A 16518-nucleotide genomic window follows, 5' to 3' on the forward strand; every position below is an offset into this window, starting at 1 on the left:
AATTGCTACGAGAACGACACAATATCTACATGTGGACAAAACGTTGTTGTAACAACGGTTTGTTGTATTTTCTATATTATGTAAGCCCTTTATAAAAGAAGTTACATAAAAATTAAGTCACGCAAAATTTAATTTTATGAATTAAATTAGAAAAAAATATAAACAATAGTGATTCAAATGTCGAAAAAAAGTATATATTAAAATATATATAGTTATTAAGAACTAATCCTAATAGATTATTAAATGTCGAAAAAAGTATTATTATTAGTCTATTATTCTATAAAAGGCTAAATTAGTCTTTTAATTAGTGATTTAATCACCTGTCGTTAGTCACATAGAGTATCAATCAGAATTTATATTAAGAGGAGTTAATCATTACTATGAAATTATTTCGAAATATAACCGGGAGTCTGTTCTCGCGGATATTATCTATTGCTGCTGTATGTATTATATTGTCTATGCTGGTTTCTATTGTTACTGTAGGAATTATGACCACTCGTTCGTATGAGTCGATGAACACCAATTCATTAACACGTGTAGCTAATGAGAAAGTTACTGAACTTCAAATGGCTGTAGCAGCTCAACAGACATTAGCTAGCTCAATCGCTAAAGAAATTTACAATGTCGACTTTTTTCAAAATCTTACCGCAACAGGCGTAGTGAATACAACTAACTTCAATCGTATTCAAAGCAACCTTAATGAAAAATTGCAAAATTCAAATGGATTGTATGAGAATATATTTTTCTCGTATCAAGACAAAGTATTCTTGGATGGTCTTGCTGGAAAATCTCAAGGTACCGACTTGATCTCGACTTCACCGTGGTACAAAAAAGTGCTAGAAAGTGGCAATCCAATGGTATCGGATACTCAGATTTCACCAGTTACCGGTAACCCGGTTATCGTAGTTGTCGAACCTGTCAAAAACCCGACTACCAATAAAGTGTTAAACGTATTTGCTCTTCCACTGAATATCAATATATTGCTAGACGGCATTACTGAAAAAGAAAAAGAACAAACGATCAGTACTATCGTGACCAATGATAAAGGGGTAGTTATCGCCTCACAAGATGCGAATCAAGTGCTCAAAACAGACTTTACGAAATTGAATAATGAAGATGGTCTGCAAAATATTACGACTGCTGAAAATGGTACAGGGTATGTAACGATCGATGGAGTACATTATCTAGCTTCATTTGTAAAAGATGATGTTCTTAAAATGAATGTAGTAACGTTCTTACCGGTTAGCAGTTATATGAGTGATCTATATAGCATTTTAACAACGATTATCGTGATTACGATTATTGCGTTGCTGATTGCTTTGGTAGTTCTGTTCCTGGTCGTACGCAGTATTGTCAAACCGATTCGTCTAGCTTCCGAACAATTAGAAATGATGTCTCAAGGAGACTACTCGCAAACATTGCCTATGCAATATGAAAATAGTGTAGGTGAAACAGGAGTTCTGATTCGTTCAATGAACCGGATGCACCAGTTTACCAAGCAAGTGGTTCAATCGGTTAGCGAAGAATCGAAAAAGCTAAAAGAAGCAAGTAATACAGCGCATACGATGTTTATGGATATGGACAAAGAGTTGCATGATGTCTCAGCAACAACTCAAAATATGTCTGCTGGTATGGAAGAAACAGCCGCTTCTGCACAACAAATCAATGCGTCAACCGAAGAATTTGAAAAAGCAATTGAGTCTATTGCTAAAGGTGCGCAAGAAGGTGCAGAAGAAGCAAATATTATTAGTAAACGTGCGACTGATTTCAAAGTAGCTTTGGAAAAATCGGTTGCTGAAACTGGCGTAGTCTATGAAGAAGTGAAAATAGGATTAAATGAAGCTCTAGAACAATCCAAATCTGTAGATACTATCAAAGAGTTAAGCGATTCGATCCTACAGATTACTAAACAAACCAATTTACTAGCACTTAATGCTTCGATTGAAGCTGCAAGAGCGGGTGAAGCCGGTCGAGGATTCGCTGTAGTGGCAGAAGAAATCCGCAAATTAGCGGATGCTTCTAAAGACACTGTAGGTCAGATTCAAGTGATTACGAACAACGTAACCGATTCTGTAGGCAATTTACAGCACTTTACACAACGTCTAATCGGTCTACTAGCAGGCAATATTTCAGAAGATTATGCAATGATGAACAAAACTAGCGAATCGTATATGAATGATGCGACGTATATTGACCGTATGGTGTCTGAATTTAGCGCAACCAGTGAACAATTAAGTGCTTCTGTACAGAATCTAGCTCAAGCGATCAATGAAATTTCGATCTCTAACAATGAGTCTGCTGAAGGCACAGAAGAGATTGCAGACAAAACAACAGTTGTAGTTCACAAAGCGAATGAAATTGCAGAAGAAGCGAAGAAAACAAATGATAGTGCAGATCGTCTGAACCAATTGATTCAACGCTTCAAAATCTAATTAGACAGAATGCCAGTATTGTAAAAGTGGTCCTTGTGATCCATATATAGGGTCCATTTTCGGAAGAGGAACATGCGAGATTTCAGCTAAAGCTGTCGCATGTTCTTTTTCTGTTTCTGTCGCTGTGTGAGTATTGTAAGACATTCCGTCAGGATAAGCGCCAACAATGCGAAAGTCAGGACTAGCAGATATACGCTTATGCCCTGTACCCGCAGGTAGAACAACGACATCACCTGCATACATGGTGAATAATTGACCTTCTTCTCCGCCTAGCTGAACAGTAACTTGTCCGCTGATCACGCCTAATACCTCATGTGCATTGCTATGATAATGATGGTAATTAAATACACCGTTTGTCCAGCTATTTAGCCAATGATTCTGATTGAAAATAGATTCAGTATCTGTCGGCTTAGCATGCAGTGCTTGTGGATACAGTAGTACAGGCAATGTCGGATGATTGGGAATTCCATGATTCGCTTCAAAATAATACGTTTGGACAGAATGATCAGTCATATCTTTATAACCTCCTTAAATATATGTATAAATATACAATATCACTATACACAAAGTGACATAAACTGCCGATAATACATGCAGGGAATAATGAACAAGAAAGGGGTAATCTATCGGACAAAGGGGTAATACCTATGAATATTTCTTCAGTAACATCAAGTGCTTACCAGGCAGCTTCTACTGTAACGACAACAGACACGAGCGCACTTGAAAAGCAAAAAACAGCGCTACAAGCACAATTAACCAAATTACAAAGCAGTACAGATAAAAAAGACAGCGAACAACAAATCAAACAAGTGCAACAACAGATTCAACAAATCGAGCGCCAAATCGCTCAAGCGAGTGCCAAGTCAAGTGGTAGCGATTCGTCAGATACGGGTACAGCGTCTACTGATTCAACTGATTCTACAAGCAGTACCGGTTCAACAGCCAAAGCAGCGATTCAATCGCTCAAAGATGTACAAGAAGCTGTTCGCAAAACACAAGAAGAAGAAAAAGCAAAACGCAGTACAGCCGATATGGGTGTAGGTGGATTGCTAGATATCACTGTCTAATAAACGTATATCTGAATTTTGAAAAGCTATCTTTCCTTGGGGATGGCTTTTTTTGTGATATTCACTGCTGAAATGAATTGCAACATCATGAACATTTTCATCGAAAATAGGTATTTCTGAAAATATATGATTTACAGTATCAAAATGATAGTGTTAGGATAACTAATAATCAGTTTGACCATTACACGCATGGAGCACAGAGGAGTATGTAGCAAATGAAAGAATATGTCGTTAGTCGGATGTACAAAGCTTCAGCAGGAATGGCAAATGCGGTTCTCGTTACACTGGGGATCGGATTACTTTTCGAGACATTTGGTAAATTTCTTGGATGGGACACACTGATCGCTATCGGATCGGTTGCAAAAATATTGCTTGCTCCCGCATTAGGCGCAGGGATTGCTTTTCAATTGGGTGGCAATACACTGGTTCTTTTTAGTGCGATGATCGCAAGTACGATCGGTGGAGCAGCACTTCATCTCAATGTAGAAGGCGGCATGACATTGGTTCCCGGGCAACCGATCAGTGCTGTACTGGCAGCGATTGTAGCTACATATGTAGGGAAGCGAATCACCGGACGTACCAAGCTTGATATGATGGCGATTCCGTTAGGAGCTGTATTTGTCGGCGGTTTGGTCGGAGCAGGGCTGGCAGCAGTAGTGACTCCATTGTTGATTACGATCAGCGCAGGTATTACTCAATCTGTACAGGGCTCTCCTATTTTGGCTTCGATGGCGATCTCATTAGTATGGAGTATATTGTTAATGTCTCCTGCATCCTCAGCAGCGATTGCGATTGCTTTGAAATTAGATCCAGTCTCTAGTGCAGCGGCATTGATTGGTTGTACAGTACAGTTTGTTGGATTTACATTAATGTCTGCTCGCCAAAATGATGCAGGCGGAATTATAGCCCAGATTTTAGTTACGCCAAAAGTACAATTTCCGAATTTGGTCAAAAATCCGCGGTTGGTGTTACCTACGTTTATCGCAGCTATCATTTGCGCTCCGATTGCAACACTGGTATTCCATTTTCAAGCTTCGTATGAATTAGCAGGATTAGGCTTGAACTCGATGATTGCACCGTTAAATATTTTGGCAACACAAGGAGCAAGCGCCTTTATCATCTATCTCATGATCGGCGTGTTATTACCAGCAATCATTACGTTGGTGCTGTATTATGTACTCAAAAAAATTGGCTGGGCCAAAACAGGTGATCTTCACATGGAAGTACAATAGGTGTGAACAGATAAGTAGAATTTGATGTGATTGTCATGATCTATTTGATTATATATGTTTGATCTGTGCTCGCAGCAATCGATTTACCGTTTCCCGTCGTACCCCGATTAATTGTCCAATCTCATCTTGAGTCAAAATATCAGTAATCGGAATATCGCTTAGATAATTCTGGAACCAGCTCTGTAAATGAGTCAATTTGTCGGCTGGAGCAATCTGGGTTAATTGATCTATCCGTTGTTGCATCATGCGCAGTTTGTCTTGCAGTTGTATCGCAATATCACGGTAGCGAAGCGGTTCACGTTCCAATTGAGCATACCATTCTGTAGCAGGAATCAGTTCGACTTCACTGGTCGTTAACGCAATCGCTGTACCGTGATACGCCATCGGGCTAATTAACGAATGATGCGGAATCGTCTCACCGGGCACAATAATATTAAATAAAATATGATTGCCATCTTCATGCAGACGTACAATTTTGAAAAGTCCGCTTGTAATATGATAAAGTCCACCATGTTCTCCCTGGCGGAACAAAAATTCACCTTTATGTAAAATCATCATTTAACCTCTTTTCGATAGTTTGCTAAAGCTATTTTACTGTATAGATGCAGTGAAATAGCTTTTTTATTTGAAAATATGTATAGGGCGAGTAAGAGTACAAACGATATCATAAAAAATATATTCATTACCGTACAATATCTTTAACAAATACGCTAGACAGCATCTTCAAGCCGACGTATACTATTGTCAACTCATTAGTAAAGAACATTTACTAATTACAAAAAAAGTTCAAAGGAGCATGTCATGTTACTATCTATCGGCAATCCGCAAATGATCCGCAATCTGAATGAATATTTGATTTTGGAAGTGATTGTGCAACACGATAGCTTATCACGAGCAGAGATTAGTCGGCGTACAGGATTGAGTAAGCCTACCGTCTCTTCAGCAGTGCAGAATTTATTGCAACATCAATTAATTGCAGAAATAGGACAAGATGATAGCCATCAGCAGGGACGCAAAGGGCAATTGCTTTCATTTAATCCGACTGTATTTTATATTGTAACACTTGATATCGGAGCAGATTATATTCGCACCGGATTAACTGATCTAGCAGGGAATATTATTCAGACAGGGCATTTTCCTCTTGATGCTTCGTATAACGGGCAGGATATGTTAGAACATCTCAAACAGCATATGGATCGGTTGATTGCAGACGCAAATATCGGATGGGATCGTGTACGCTTTTTGTCAGCAGGGATTCCAGCAGTAGTACATCCTGAAAATGGAACGATTCATACGTTACTTCCTCAATTTGAACAATATCGTTCGGTATTATCCTCTTCTTCTTTAGCTTCTTTGTTTCCTTGTGAAATCCTACTTGATAATGATGTGAATCTGGCAACTATCGCTGAAAAAGAATATGGCGCCGCTCAATCAGTAGAGCATATGGTCTATGTGTCTTTGGGTGAAGGTGTCGGTGCAGGAATTATGATCGACAGTAAATTATATCGTGGGTTATCTGGATCAGCAGGTGAAATGGGACGATGCCTTTCCCGGGCTGGAGATAATGAGCGCTTAGAAGAACAGATCGGTGGCGCAGGGATTCGTCGTCTTATTCAGCAGTATAGTGACTCTCATTCTGATTCGGACACAGCAGATACTATTCGTCATTGGAATATAGAGATGTTGATGAATCAAGCGCGTCAAGGCAATGCTGATGCGTACAAGATTATCGAGCAATATGGTCAACAATTATCACTATCTCTGATCAATCTAGCATCGATGTTAGCACCTGAAATGATTGTATTTGGTGGTGAGATTGGAGAGTATGCAGATGTATTTATCCCTACTATTCAGAAGCAGATGGAGCAGTATGCTCCGGTATGCCCTCACTTAACGACAACGATGTTAACTGGCAAAGGGGTTATTCAAGGAGCCGCATGGTCAGGGATTCATCGAGCATTTCAATATATACGAGAAGATATGTTAGTCGTTGGCGGTAAAATGTTATTTGCAGAGCAGGGGGAAAAAGAATGACTGTAGGCTTGATGATCGGTATTGATATCGGTGGAACCAAAACATTAATGATCGTAACAGATCGGAATGGAGCTATACTAGCACAACAAAAACAACCTACGATACAAGCAGAGCAACCGTCAACTTTTTTTGCTTTGTTATTTGAACAGGTGGATCAGCTACTGGCTACGATCGATCGCACGATAATAGATGTTGAAGGGATAGGAATGGGACTTCCGGGAGCAGTCAATATTGAGACAGGTGTTATCACTCATATTCCTGCATTGCCGTTAGATGGAGTGTCATTACTAGAACAGATTCAACCTTTTTATGAGGGTGCTCTTTATCTGGATAATGATGTGAATGTAGCGGCTCTTGGAGAACACTGGCAAGGTGCAGGCATCGGGAAAAAGCATCTGATTATGCTCACAGTAGGCACAGGAATCGGTGGAGCTGTTATTTTGCATCATCAATTGTTTCGTGGAGCAGATTATACCGCGGGTGAAGTTTCTTATTTGGTGGTCGATCATCAGCCAGAACAGGTATCGTCAGCCACAGCGAATAGTCAGGAGTTCGGACGATTCGAATCACATGCGTCAGGTACAGGCATTGGTGTATACGCAAGACAATGGTTAACCGAGCATGGAGCAGATCATACTCATCCGATTGTAGAACATGCAGGCGGTCAGATCGAGCAGGTGAATGCTGTAGATGTATTGCGATTGGCTCAAGCAGGGCATCCCGATGCACAGCAGATTATGACTGTACCGATCGATTATATGGCAGCAGGAATAGCTAATATGATTTCGTTACTGAATCCAGAATGTGTCGTTATTGGTGGCGGTGTAGCGGATTCTTCTTATTATATTGAGCAATTACATCAACGGATTGGTCATTTTACCCCGATTCAGACTCAACTGGTGCCTGCGGTATTAGGCAATACAGCGGGTGCACTTGGAGCTATCTATGGTGTAATACATCATCCATTAGCAATCTACAAACATAGCCGTTAGGTCAAAAAGGAGCCGATCATGATGATCTCGATATGGAGTGCTAAATTAAAAGGAATACGGGACTCCTCGAAGCGGCTAGCAGATCAATGGACAGAGGAACAATCACCCAAAGATGTACTACTACGGATTCGTAGCTTTTATTTGCTGGCAGGACTAGCTGGAGGTATATTTAATCCTTATTTATCTTCGATGCTTGTAGGTGGAGGGCTGGGAAGTGGACAGGTCGGCTTGTTGCTATCAATTGGTACGTTTATCTCGATTCTGGTACAGCCAGTATGGGGATTAATCGTTGACCGTTTTCAACAAATGAGATTGGTTTTGCTGTTAAGTGTAGCGATTCCAGGATTGTTATCGATTTTGTATCAAAGCCCGTACTTTCTCATTCTGATTATGGTCTATACGATCTCTACTGTATTTACAGCGACCCAGGCGCCTATGGCAGATTCGTATGCACTGGTTGCCGCGCAAAAAGCCAATACTACCTATGGGGCGATCCGTTTTCTTGGTAGTGCAGGTACAGCAGTTGGAGGTTATCTAGGCGGATTGTATGTCAGTCAATATGATGTATCACTGATCTGGATTCCGTTTATGTTGTTCAATGTGTTAGCGGCAATATTAGCATTCACGTTACCACGACGTTCAGATGAAAGCCGGATTCTCAATCAATCGCTTAGTGCAGGAATCAAAACATTATTAACCAATCGTTTATTTTTATTTTTCCTCGGTGGTAGCTTGCTGGTGAACCAGACATTAACAGCATTTAATTCTTATTTTGTGCTGTCTTTTCAAGATGCAGGAGGTACACTTCAACTGGCAGGAGTAGGATTGTTGATCGCTTCAGCAGCGAATATTCCATCTATGCTGATAGCCGCCAGAGTGATTCGCCGGATCGGGCATGAGAAAATGTTGCTGTTAGCGGCTTTTGCTTATATTTTGCGCTGGGGTATCCAGTGGTTATTTCCTGTTCCATCGGTTATGCTAGCTGTACAATTGTTACATGGTTTATCGTTCGGATTCTTTTATATTGCAGCAGTAGAATATGTATCACGCATTACATCCAAACATATGCAAGCGACCGGACAAAGTATTTTTAATATGGTGTTTGTCGGGATAGCAGGTATTATTGGTAATTTGCTCAATGGATATTTACTTGAGCTTGGCGGATCGCAAGCGATGAATCTTTCTTGCGTCATTAGTGCCTTACTGGGTTCTTTGTTATTGTTATATGTAGCGGTGCAGAGCCGTTATTCCTCTTCTGTTCCTCAATCTTAATCAATGATTATTTTATTTTTAAAATAACCCTCAACAAATAACGTCTAAAAGCGTAAACTAATAATAAATATATGTTCTATGATATGTTGTCACAACAGATTGTCTGTGTCAGTAGCATTCAAGGGGGAGGACCATTTGCTATTTAAAAACTGGTATCGCCGTCTGTTGCTATCGTATTTTCCGATTTTTTTATTAACCGTCTCGATATTGATCTTTTTATCATTTCTAGTCATTAATGAAATTTCACGTCAAGAAACAGCCAAAGCGGATCGAATCTCTACCGGATATATGAAAGATACGTTAGAACGGTCAGTGAGTGAAGTGGAACTGGATATATTAAGCGATCTGGAGACCTCCAATGTATATCGTTTATTTCTGAATAACGATCAGGCTGATCGTACAGCAGTCACGTATCAGACGATTGATCGCTTGCGGATGCTCGAAAATAATAATGAACTGATTGCATCTATCTATATGTACCGGGATGCCGATCGGCGGATTTTAACGTTACATGGGATTAAAGAATTAAGCGCTTTTGCTGATCGTGATTTTGTGCAGAAAGCGTTACAAGCACCGGCACAACGGGGTTGGTCAAGTGTACGCTTATTTGCCGAAATGAGTAATGATCCCAAGCAACAAGTGATTACGATGTATAAACGTGTGCCGTTACCTTTTGGCGATCAAGGGTTAGTGGTGATCAATATTAGTGTATATGCGATGCAACAGACAATCGCATCGATGTTCAATCCACAAGTGTCTTTTCTTGAAGTACATGATGCTTCAGGGTTACCGATTTATCCTGCTACCGCTCTCAGCGAGGCAGAACATGGCAAAACGCTCACAACTCTGCATTCAGATCGATTAGGATGGACATTTGAAAGTGGGATTCGTGCCGGGCAATTATTTGCATGGGTATCGGTTATCTCGTATATCTGGATATTGATTGGGATATTTGTCGTAGGGGTATCGATTGTCTATATTATCTATATTACACGCAAAAATTATAAGCCCATTCAAGTGATGATGGAACGAATCGAATCGCTTCAATTGGGCGGTGAATCGACACGTAAAGATGAGTTATCGTTGATCGATCATGCTCTGGAAAGTCTGATTGAACAGACGATTGATTACGAACAACAACATCATGAGAATCTTCTTATTCGTCGTCGGCGCTTATTTATGAATTGGATCGAAGGCGAATATCCTGAAAGTATGCAACAGGAACTGCATAATGTACATATTTTCAACGAGTATGTTCCTGCTTCGATTCATACCGATTCGTATACAGAAGTGCCTTATTATGCAGTGATTGTAGCAGAGATCAAAGACTATGACGCTTTTCGTGAAAAAGGAAATGTGCAAGAACATAATACGCTCAAATTGGCACTGACCAATGTTTTTCAAGAACTGGTACAGCAAGAAGGATTGCAAGGATGGTCGGAGTGGATCAGTGTACGTCGTGCCGGTATTATTATTTATGGCATAGATGAAGAAGAACGGCAATGGAATCGGCGTTTATTTGCTTTAGCTGCTAATAGTCGGGAATGGGTTGAACATAATTTACATTTGACGATTACACTGGGTACAGGCGTGACTGTTCATGATATCTCAGAAGTGCATCAATCCTATGAATCAGCTCTGCAATCGTTAGGCTATAGTCTGACACTGGGACGAGATGGCATAGTGATGTACAGCGATCTTCCTCAAGGTCGTGAGCAGGAAAGTTATCGTTATTTGCAAAATATCGCTGATCTGGTCAAAGCATTTCGTCTGACTCAAGAGGTATGGCGAGATCATCTGAAGCAGATGTTGGATCGTGCAGAAAATGAGCCATTGCGTGATGAAAGTATTCGCTCACTTGTGTTATCGCTTTTACAAATGTTAAGTCGTGAATTGGAAGGAATGTCTGAACCACTGGATCTTTTGTTAACCGGAGATACCGCCAATTGGACGATTGAATCGATTGCAGAAGCGGAAACGATCGAAGAAGTATACCATGCATTGCATCAATATTTGGATCAGGTCTATGCTCATTATGTAGAAGCAGGAGAATCGACCAATTATCATGCATTGATCGGTGAAATGAAATCGTATATCGAAGATCATTTTGCTAATCCAGATTTATCGCTAAATCATTTGAGTGAACGATTTAATGTTACGCCCAAGCATGTGAGCCATTTATTCAAAGCGGAATTGGATATCAAATTTATAGATTTTCTAGTACAACTTCGCCTTCGTCGTGCAGAAGAATTACTATCTTCAACAGAGGATACGATTCAGAATATAGCGATTCAAGTCGGATATGCCAACTCGATTACATTTGGACGTGTGTTCAAACGCATTATTGGTGTGACGCCCGGTGACTACCGTAAGCTCAAAATGAAGCCTGCTTCGTATGAGTCGAAGTAATGTCACTTTTGACCAGCTAGCATCATATACACTGCCATAAATAGCATCTGCAAATATGTCGCTTTTTTGAAGTAATGCTGTCGCAATCTTGTTGTATGATTTGAATACTGACATGTTAAAATGACTTCAAGTTACAGTAAATGACTAGCGTATACGGAGGGTAAAGCACATGGAACAGATCATCAATGTAGGTATTATCGGATGTGGTGGAATCGCACAAGGAAAACATTTACCATCACTAGCGAATCTCGATTATGTCAATGTGGTAGCATTTTGCGATATTATTCCTGAAAAAGCACAAGCACTTGCTGAACAATATGGTACAGCAGATGCGCAAGTCTATGAAGATTATCGTGAAGTGTTGAAGCGTGACGATATTCAAGTTATTCATGTCTGTACACCCAATGATGCTCATGCTGAAATTGCGATCGCTGCGATGGAAGCAGGCAAACATGTAATGAGCGAAAAGCCGATGGCGAAAAAAGCCGCAGATGCTCGCAAAATGTTAGAAGTCTCCAAAGCAACCGGTAAAAAGTTAACAGTAGGTTATAATAATCGCTATCGTCCAGATAGCCTAATGCTCAAGCAATTATGTGAGCGTGGCGATCTGGGAGAAGTCTATCATGCCAAAGCTCATGCGGTTCGCCGCCGCGCTGTACCGACATGGGGCGTATTCTTGGATGGAGACAAACAAGGCGGAGGGCCATTGATCGATATCGGAACTCATGCGCTGGATCTTACCCTCTGGATGCTTAACAATTACGAAGTTCATTCGGTGACTGGATCGGTCTATCATAAGCTTTCTCAGACACCTAACGCTGCGAATGCATGGGGCCCGTGGGACCCTGAAAAATTCAAAGTGGAAGATTCAGCATTCGGATTTATTACGATGAAAAACGGTGCAACAATATCGATTGATGCTAGTTGGGCGCTGAATGTACGTCATCCGGATGAAGCTAAATGTACACTGTGCGGAACCAAAGCAGGTGCAGATATGAATGATGGATTGCATATCAATGGTGAAGATTTAGGCAATTTATATGTGAAAGAACTGCAACTAGGCGGTAGTGGTGTAGCCTTTTATAGTTCAGATCATGATGAAAAGCCTGAATTTATGGAGATGCGTCTGTGGATGGAAGCGATTATTAATGATACAGAGCCAGTTGTAACGCCAGAACAAGCTTTGGTGGTATCCGAGATTTTAGAAGCGATTTATACATCTGCGGAGACAGGGCAAACGGTCTATTTCTAATCTTCAGCTATCAGAATTGAATCTAATGGTATAAAAAGTGATTCCACCTCAGGAGTCACTTTTTCTTTTGCAATCTTTTCCAATTTATAATGTGTCGCTTTTTTATAGTTGGGATGTCATTTTAATTCATTTCAAATGTTGTCTAAAATATGATATTTTGTCGGTAGAGTGTCACTATTTTAAAGTACAATCATTATACAGTGGGAGTGAAAATCATGATCAAAGTAGCAATATTAAGTTATTGGCATGTACACGCACAGGACTACACTAACGATACGTTAAATCATCCAGATACCGAAGTAGTTGCAGTATGGGATGAGATTCCAGAGCGGGGTCAGAAAAAAGCAGAAGAACTCGGTGTTCCGTTTTATGAAGACTTGCATGAACTGTTTGCCAATCCTGATATTGATGGTGTAGTGATCACAACTCCTACTGTTATGCATCGTGATGTAATGATTCATGCATCAGAAGCAGGCAAACATATTTTCACCGAAAAAGTTATCGCTCCAACCAATGATGAAGTGGAGCAAATTATTGAAGCAGTGAACAAACATAATGTAACATTAACCGTATCTTTACCACGCTTAAATGCAGGCTATACGCTGGCGATTCAGCAATTGTTAGCAGATAAAGTATTGGGCGAATTAACACTGGTGCGTACCCGTCTATCTCATGATGGAGCTACACAAGGCTGGTTACCGGATCACTTTTTTGGCAAACAAGAATGTGGTGGTGGCGCACTGATCGATCTAGGTTGTCATCCTGTCTATCTAGCGCGTCTATTTATGGGTATGCCTGAAAGTGTATCTGCTAATTATGGTTATGTGACAGGCAAAGAAGTAGAAGATAATGCAGTCACTACATTCCGTTACAGCAATGGTGGAGTCGGTATTGTAGAAGCTGGATTTGTGAATAAATTTTCTCCATTTGTGATCGAAGTACATGGTACACTCGGCAGTGTATTGTACAGTACGCATGATGAAAAATTATGGTTGCGTGCAGGAGACGATACAGCATGGCAAGAAGTGACGATACCAGCAGATCGTGAGACTGCTTTTGAACAATGGGTAGCACATATTCAAAATGGCACCAAAGCAACAGAAAATATCGGACTCGCAGTAGATCTTACTCGTCTGGTACAAGCGTCTAATCAATCGGCAGCGGAAGATCGTCCGGTAAGCTTGTAAAGCAGACATTACCGTATATCAATGTACCTTATCTCTGATCGAAGAAAGGACGAAGATCATGATCAAAAATGAACGATTCGTCCCGTTACAACCGATGCGTGAAAAGCCATTTTTGCTAGAAAAGCTAGATTTGAAATTTCGCTGGGGCAATTATGGTTTTCGGGTATTACGTTTTCATTTAAATTCATTTGCACCTGGAGCCAAAATCGGATTTCACAAACATTCTGAATTTGAATTTCATTTTGTTGCTTCTGGCAAAGGCAGTGTCGTGCTGGAAGATCAGACGTATTTTTTGCAAGAAGGCATGTTTTATTTAACAGGGCCTGATGTACTTCATGCACAAGAAATGGATATGTATGATCCGCTTGAAGAATTATGTCTACATGTGGAGATCGTTCCGTTAACAACTGATTCGTCATTGGAACAGATGGACAATGATAAGAGTAAGGCTTCTGCTACACCTGCTGATTGGGGCAAAGAACAAGAAATCTCCGAAGCCGAGCAATGCGTGCGTCAATTGTATAATTTGCCTGCACGTCCGATGATGGATCGCAGACAAACGATGTCGCATTTTTATCGTGCTTATGATGCGATTGTTCATCATGAATCTGGTGTGTACGAGACGATCCGGCAATGTATTATTCAGATTATGTTACTAACGGCGCATGCTTCCGATCAGGAAAAGCGACCGTGGTTAACATTACCTCACCGGGAAGCGTCAGAAGTTCATTTTCAGATGGCATGTCAGTTTATTCGGGATAATTATATGTTTCCGATTGCACTGGAAGAAGTCGCGACTACAGTAGGCATTAGCAAACGTCAGTTACAACGTGTGTTTCAAAAGTACACTTCAGCCACATTTACCGCTTATCTCGAAGAAGTTCGTTTAACCCATATTTGCACTGAACTACGGCTAGGGAACAAAACGGTTGAACATATTGCACTGGATAACGGATTTGAAAATGTAAATTATCTGTATCTAGTGTTCAAAAAAAGGTATGGAATGACTCCGCGTTCTTTCAAAGAACAAGCTCAACAGATGATCAACGAATAAAACCGTATGATCTACTGCAACGTCAACATGTCTATCACCAACAAGCCACAGCAAAATACTTGATCAGGAGCTGAATAGCAAATGACCTCAACCATTCGTATAGGTATTATCGGCAGTGGCGGTATTGCACGTATGCATGTCAATGCGTATCGTCAGATGGAAAATGTAGAAATTGTAGGTGTAGCAGATATTGTACCGGATCGAGCGAGCCAGTTTATTGCTACACATCATCTTAATCATGCACACGCTTACGAAGATCATCTGGTCTTACTGGAACAGGAATTAGATGGAGTCAGTATTTGTACACCGAATGTATCGCATTATCAGACGACCATGGATGCACTTGCAGCAGGTAAAAATGTATTGCTGGAAAAGCCCATGTCTGTCACCTTGCAAGAATCAGTTGAAATGGTAGAGATGTCGAAAAAATCTGGAAAAATGCTATCGATCGGTTTCCAGCCGCGGTATGATCCCAATATGCAATTTATTCGCAATTATATTCAAGACGGCAATCTAGGCAAAATTTATTATGTTGAAGTTGGCGGTGGTCGACGTAGAGGGATGCCACAAGGGACATTTATCCGCAAAGAATTAGCAGGAGCTGGAGCACTTGCTGATATCGGTTGTTATTCTCTCGATCTTGCTCTTCATACACTAGGGCATCCGAAGCCGTTAACAGTATCTGCTACAGTATCCAATCATTTTGGAACCAATCCCAAGTATCATCCTGAAGCTGAAAGTTTCAATGTAGAAGATTTTGGAGCAGCACTGATTCGGTTAGAAGGTGGCATCACGCTTCAATTTAAAACCGCATGGGCAATGCATATGGATACATTAGGAGCGACCCGTTTTCTCGGAACCGATGCCGGTATGAAAATTACGCCTTATGGCGAAGGCCCGTGGTCAGGAGTATGGGATGGAGGTGTAGGAACGATTACCAAATATCATGATCTCGGTGGTCGCTTAACCCATACGCCTATTCCTTGTGTACGTTCTGATCTGAACTTATTTGATGAAAAAGTCAAAGATTTCGTCAATGCTGTAGCTAACGGATTACCTGCTCCGATCTCTGGCGAACAGATCATTTTGAATCAAGCAATTATTGATGGTATTTTCCGTTCTTCAGAATTGGGCAAAGAAGTCGATATTGTATTGCCTTAAGCGCTTGGCAATATAAGCGCGACCCAAGTTTAATAAGAAGTGATTTTTGCGAAGCAAAATATCTTACATCAAGCGCTTGGCAATATAAGCGCGACCCAGTCCAATAAGAAGTGATTTTTGCGAAGCAAAATATCTTACGTTAAATCCATCTAAGCGAAGCAATAAATACAAAGAATCTTTCAATTATTCGATCACAATCGAGTAGGAAAGGTTCTTTTTTTATGTTTTCCCTTAACTACATAAGGAGATTAACGTTAATTTAACTAACACATACCTCAATACGGAAAATAGTTGATCATCGGAATACAGTTGATATTCAAAATGATACCGCTTTCTTTGATGAAGTTTATACTCGGAAAATAGTTGATTGTCTGAATATCGCTATAAATGCCATACTGGGGACATCCCAAAAGGTACACATGATAA

13 protein-coding genes are annotated in these 16518 nt (G+C 40.5%); 11 read left to right on the forward strand and 2 right to left on the reverse strand.

The window, feature by feature from the left end; all coding sequences use genetic code 11:
- The first annotated feature begins 380 nt into the window (after window positions 1–380).
- Window positions 381–2432 carry a methyl-accepting chemotaxis protein gene (locus tag PQ460_RS01510; RefSeq protein ID WP_274171532.1) on the forward strand — a complete coding sequence of 684 codons (2052 nt, stop codon included), beginning with the start codon at window positions 381–383 and terminating at the stop codon, window positions 2430–2432.
- On the opposite strand, the gene PQ460_RS01515 is transcribed toward PQ460_RS01510, so the two are convergent.
- Entirely contained in the window at window positions 2433–2945 is a 513-nt protein-coding gene (locus tag PQ460_RS01515) for a cupin domain-containing protein (protein WP_274171533.1), read from the reverse strand.
- A 134-nt stretch (window positions 2946–3079) separates the two neighbouring features.
- On the opposite strand from PQ460_RS01515, the gene PQ460_RS01520 reads away from it, so the two are divergent.
- Both PQ460_RS01520 and PQ460_RS01525 read left to right on the forward strand, forming a co-directional pair.
- Window positions 3080–3499, forward strand: coding sequence for a FlxA-like family protein (locus tag PQ460_RS01520; RefSeq protein ID WP_274171534.1), 420 nt, complete (start codon window positions 3080–3082; stop codon window positions 3497–3499).
- A 215-nt stretch (window positions 3500–3714) separates the two neighbouring features.
- Window positions 3715–4731, forward strand: a complete 1017-nt coding sequence (locus tag PQ460_RS01525; RefSeq protein ID WP_274171535.1) for a PTS sugar transporter subunit IIC — start codon at window positions 3715–3717, stop codon at window positions 4729–4731.
- Between the two features lie 48 nt (window positions 4732–4779).
- Here the strand turns inward: PQ460_RS01525 and PQ460_RS01530 are convergent, their stop codons facing one another.
- Entirely contained in the window at window positions 4780–5286 is a 507-nt protein-coding gene (locus tag PQ460_RS01530; protein ID WP_274171536.1) for a Crp/Fnr family transcriptional regulator, read from the reverse strand.
- Window positions 5287–5532: 246 nt separating this feature from the next.
- Here PQ460_RS01530 and PQ460_RS01535 point away from each other — a divergent pair, with 246 nt between their 5' ends.
- The 8 genes from PQ460_RS01535 to PQ460_RS01570 all read left to right on the forward strand — a co-directional run bounded on the left by PQ460_RS01535 (window position 5533) and on the right by PQ460_RS01570 (window position 16092).
- The gene (locus PQ460_RS01535; RefSeq protein ID WP_274171537.1) at window positions 5533–6765 is read left to right on the forward strand and encodes an ROK family transcriptional regulator; all 1233 of its coding nucleotides are present in this window, start codon (window positions 5533–5535) and stop codon (window positions 6763–6765) included.
- The gene (locus PQ460_RS01540) at window positions 6762–7757 is read left to right on the forward strand and encodes an ROK family protein (RefSeq protein WP_274171538.1); all 996 of its coding nucleotides are present in this window, start codon (window positions 6762–6764) and stop codon (window positions 7755–7757) included. Before PQ460_RS01535 ends, PQ460_RS01540 begins: the two co-directional genes overlap by 4 nt.
- 21 nt (window positions 7758–7778) lie before the next feature.
- Window positions 7779–9029 (forward strand): MFS transporter, encoded by a 1251-nt coding sequence (locus tag PQ460_RS01545; protein ID WP_274171539.1) that lies wholly within the window; start codon window positions 7779–7781, stop codon window positions 9027–9029.
- Between the two features lie 135 nt (window positions 9030–9164).
- Window positions 9165–11438, forward strand: a complete 2274-nt coding sequence (locus PQ460_RS01550) for a helix-turn-helix domain-containing protein (protein ID WP_274171540.1) — start codon at window positions 9165–9167, stop codon at window positions 11436–11438.
- A 169-nt stretch (window positions 11439–11607) separates the two neighbouring features.
- The gene (locus PQ460_RS01555; protein WP_273614021.1) at window positions 11608–12690 is read left to right on the forward strand and encodes a Gfo/Idh/MocA family protein; all 1083 of its coding nucleotides are present in this window, start codon (window positions 11608–11610) and stop codon (window positions 12688–12690) included.
- Window positions 12691–12905: 215 nt separating this feature from the next.
- Window positions 12906–13877 carry a Gfo/Idh/MocA family protein gene (locus PQ460_RS01560; protein ID WP_274171541.1) on the forward strand — a complete coding sequence of 324 codons (972 nt, stop codon included), beginning with the start codon at window positions 12906–12908 and terminating at the stop codon, window positions 13875–13877.
- Between the two features lie 58 nt (window positions 13878–13935).
- Entirely contained in the window at window positions 13936–14931 is a 996-nt protein-coding gene (locus PQ460_RS01565) for an AraC family transcriptional regulator (protein ID WP_274171542.1), read from the forward strand.
- Window positions 14932–15012: 81 nt separating this feature from the next.
- The gene (locus tag PQ460_RS01570) at window positions 15013–16092 is read left to right on the forward strand and encodes a Gfo/Idh/MocA family protein (protein ID WP_274171543.1); all 1080 of its coding nucleotides are present in this window, start codon (window positions 15013–15015) and stop codon (window positions 16090–16092) included.
- Window positions 16093–16518: the final 426 nt, after the last annotated feature.

It is taken from the genome of Paenibacillus sp. KACC 21273 (assembly GCF_028736095.1).
GTDB lineage: Bacteria > Bacillota > Bacilli > Paenibacillales > Paenibacillaceae > Saccharibacillus > Saccharibacillus kyungheensis.

Coding starts and splice junctions, on each gene's coding strand:
- PQ460_RS01560 (WP_274171541.1), top strand. CDS start 12,906: ATGATCAAAGTAGCAATATTAAGTTATTGGCATGTACACGCACAGGAC.
- PQ460_RS01540 (WP_274171538.1), top strand. CDS start 6,762: ATGACTGTAGGCTTGATGATCGGTATTGATATCGGTGGAACCAAAACA.
- PQ460_RS01545 (WP_274171539.1), top strand. CDS start 7,779: ATGATCTCGATATGGAGTGCTAAATTAAAAGGAATACGGGACTCCTCG.
- PQ460_RS01555 (WP_273614021.1), top strand. CDS start 11,608: ATGGAACAGATCATCAATGTAGGTATTATCGGATGTGGTGGAATCGCA.
- PQ460_RS01510 (WP_274171532.1), top strand. CDS start 381: ATGAAATTATTTCGAAATATAACCGGGAGTCTGTTCTCGCGGATATTA.
- PQ460_RS01570 (WP_274171543.1), top strand. CDS start 15,013: ATGACCTCAACCATTCGTATAGGTATTATCGGCAGTGGCGGTATTGCA.
- PQ460_RS01535 (WP_274171537.1), top strand. CDS start 5,533: ATGTTACTATCTATCGGCAATCCGCAAATGATCCGCAATCTGAATGAA.
- PQ460_RS01520 (WP_274171534.1), top strand. CDS start 3,080: ATGAATATTTCTTCAGTAACATCAAGTGCTTACCAGGCAGCTTCTACT.
- PQ460_RS01525 (WP_274171535.1), top strand. CDS start 3,715: ATGAAAGAATATGTCGTTAGTCGGATGTACAAAGCTTCAGCAGGAATG.
- PQ460_RS01565 (WP_274171542.1), top strand. CDS start 13,936: ATGATCAAAAATGAACGATTCGTCCCGTTACAACCGATGCGTGAAAAG.
- PQ460_RS01515 (WP_274171533.1), bottom strand. CDS start 2,945: ATGACTGATCATTCTGTCCAAACGTATTATTTTGAAGCGAATCATGGA.
- PQ460_RS01530 (WP_274171536.1), bottom strand. CDS start 5,286: ATGATTTTACATAAAGGTGAATTTTTGTTCCGCCAGGGAGAACATGGT.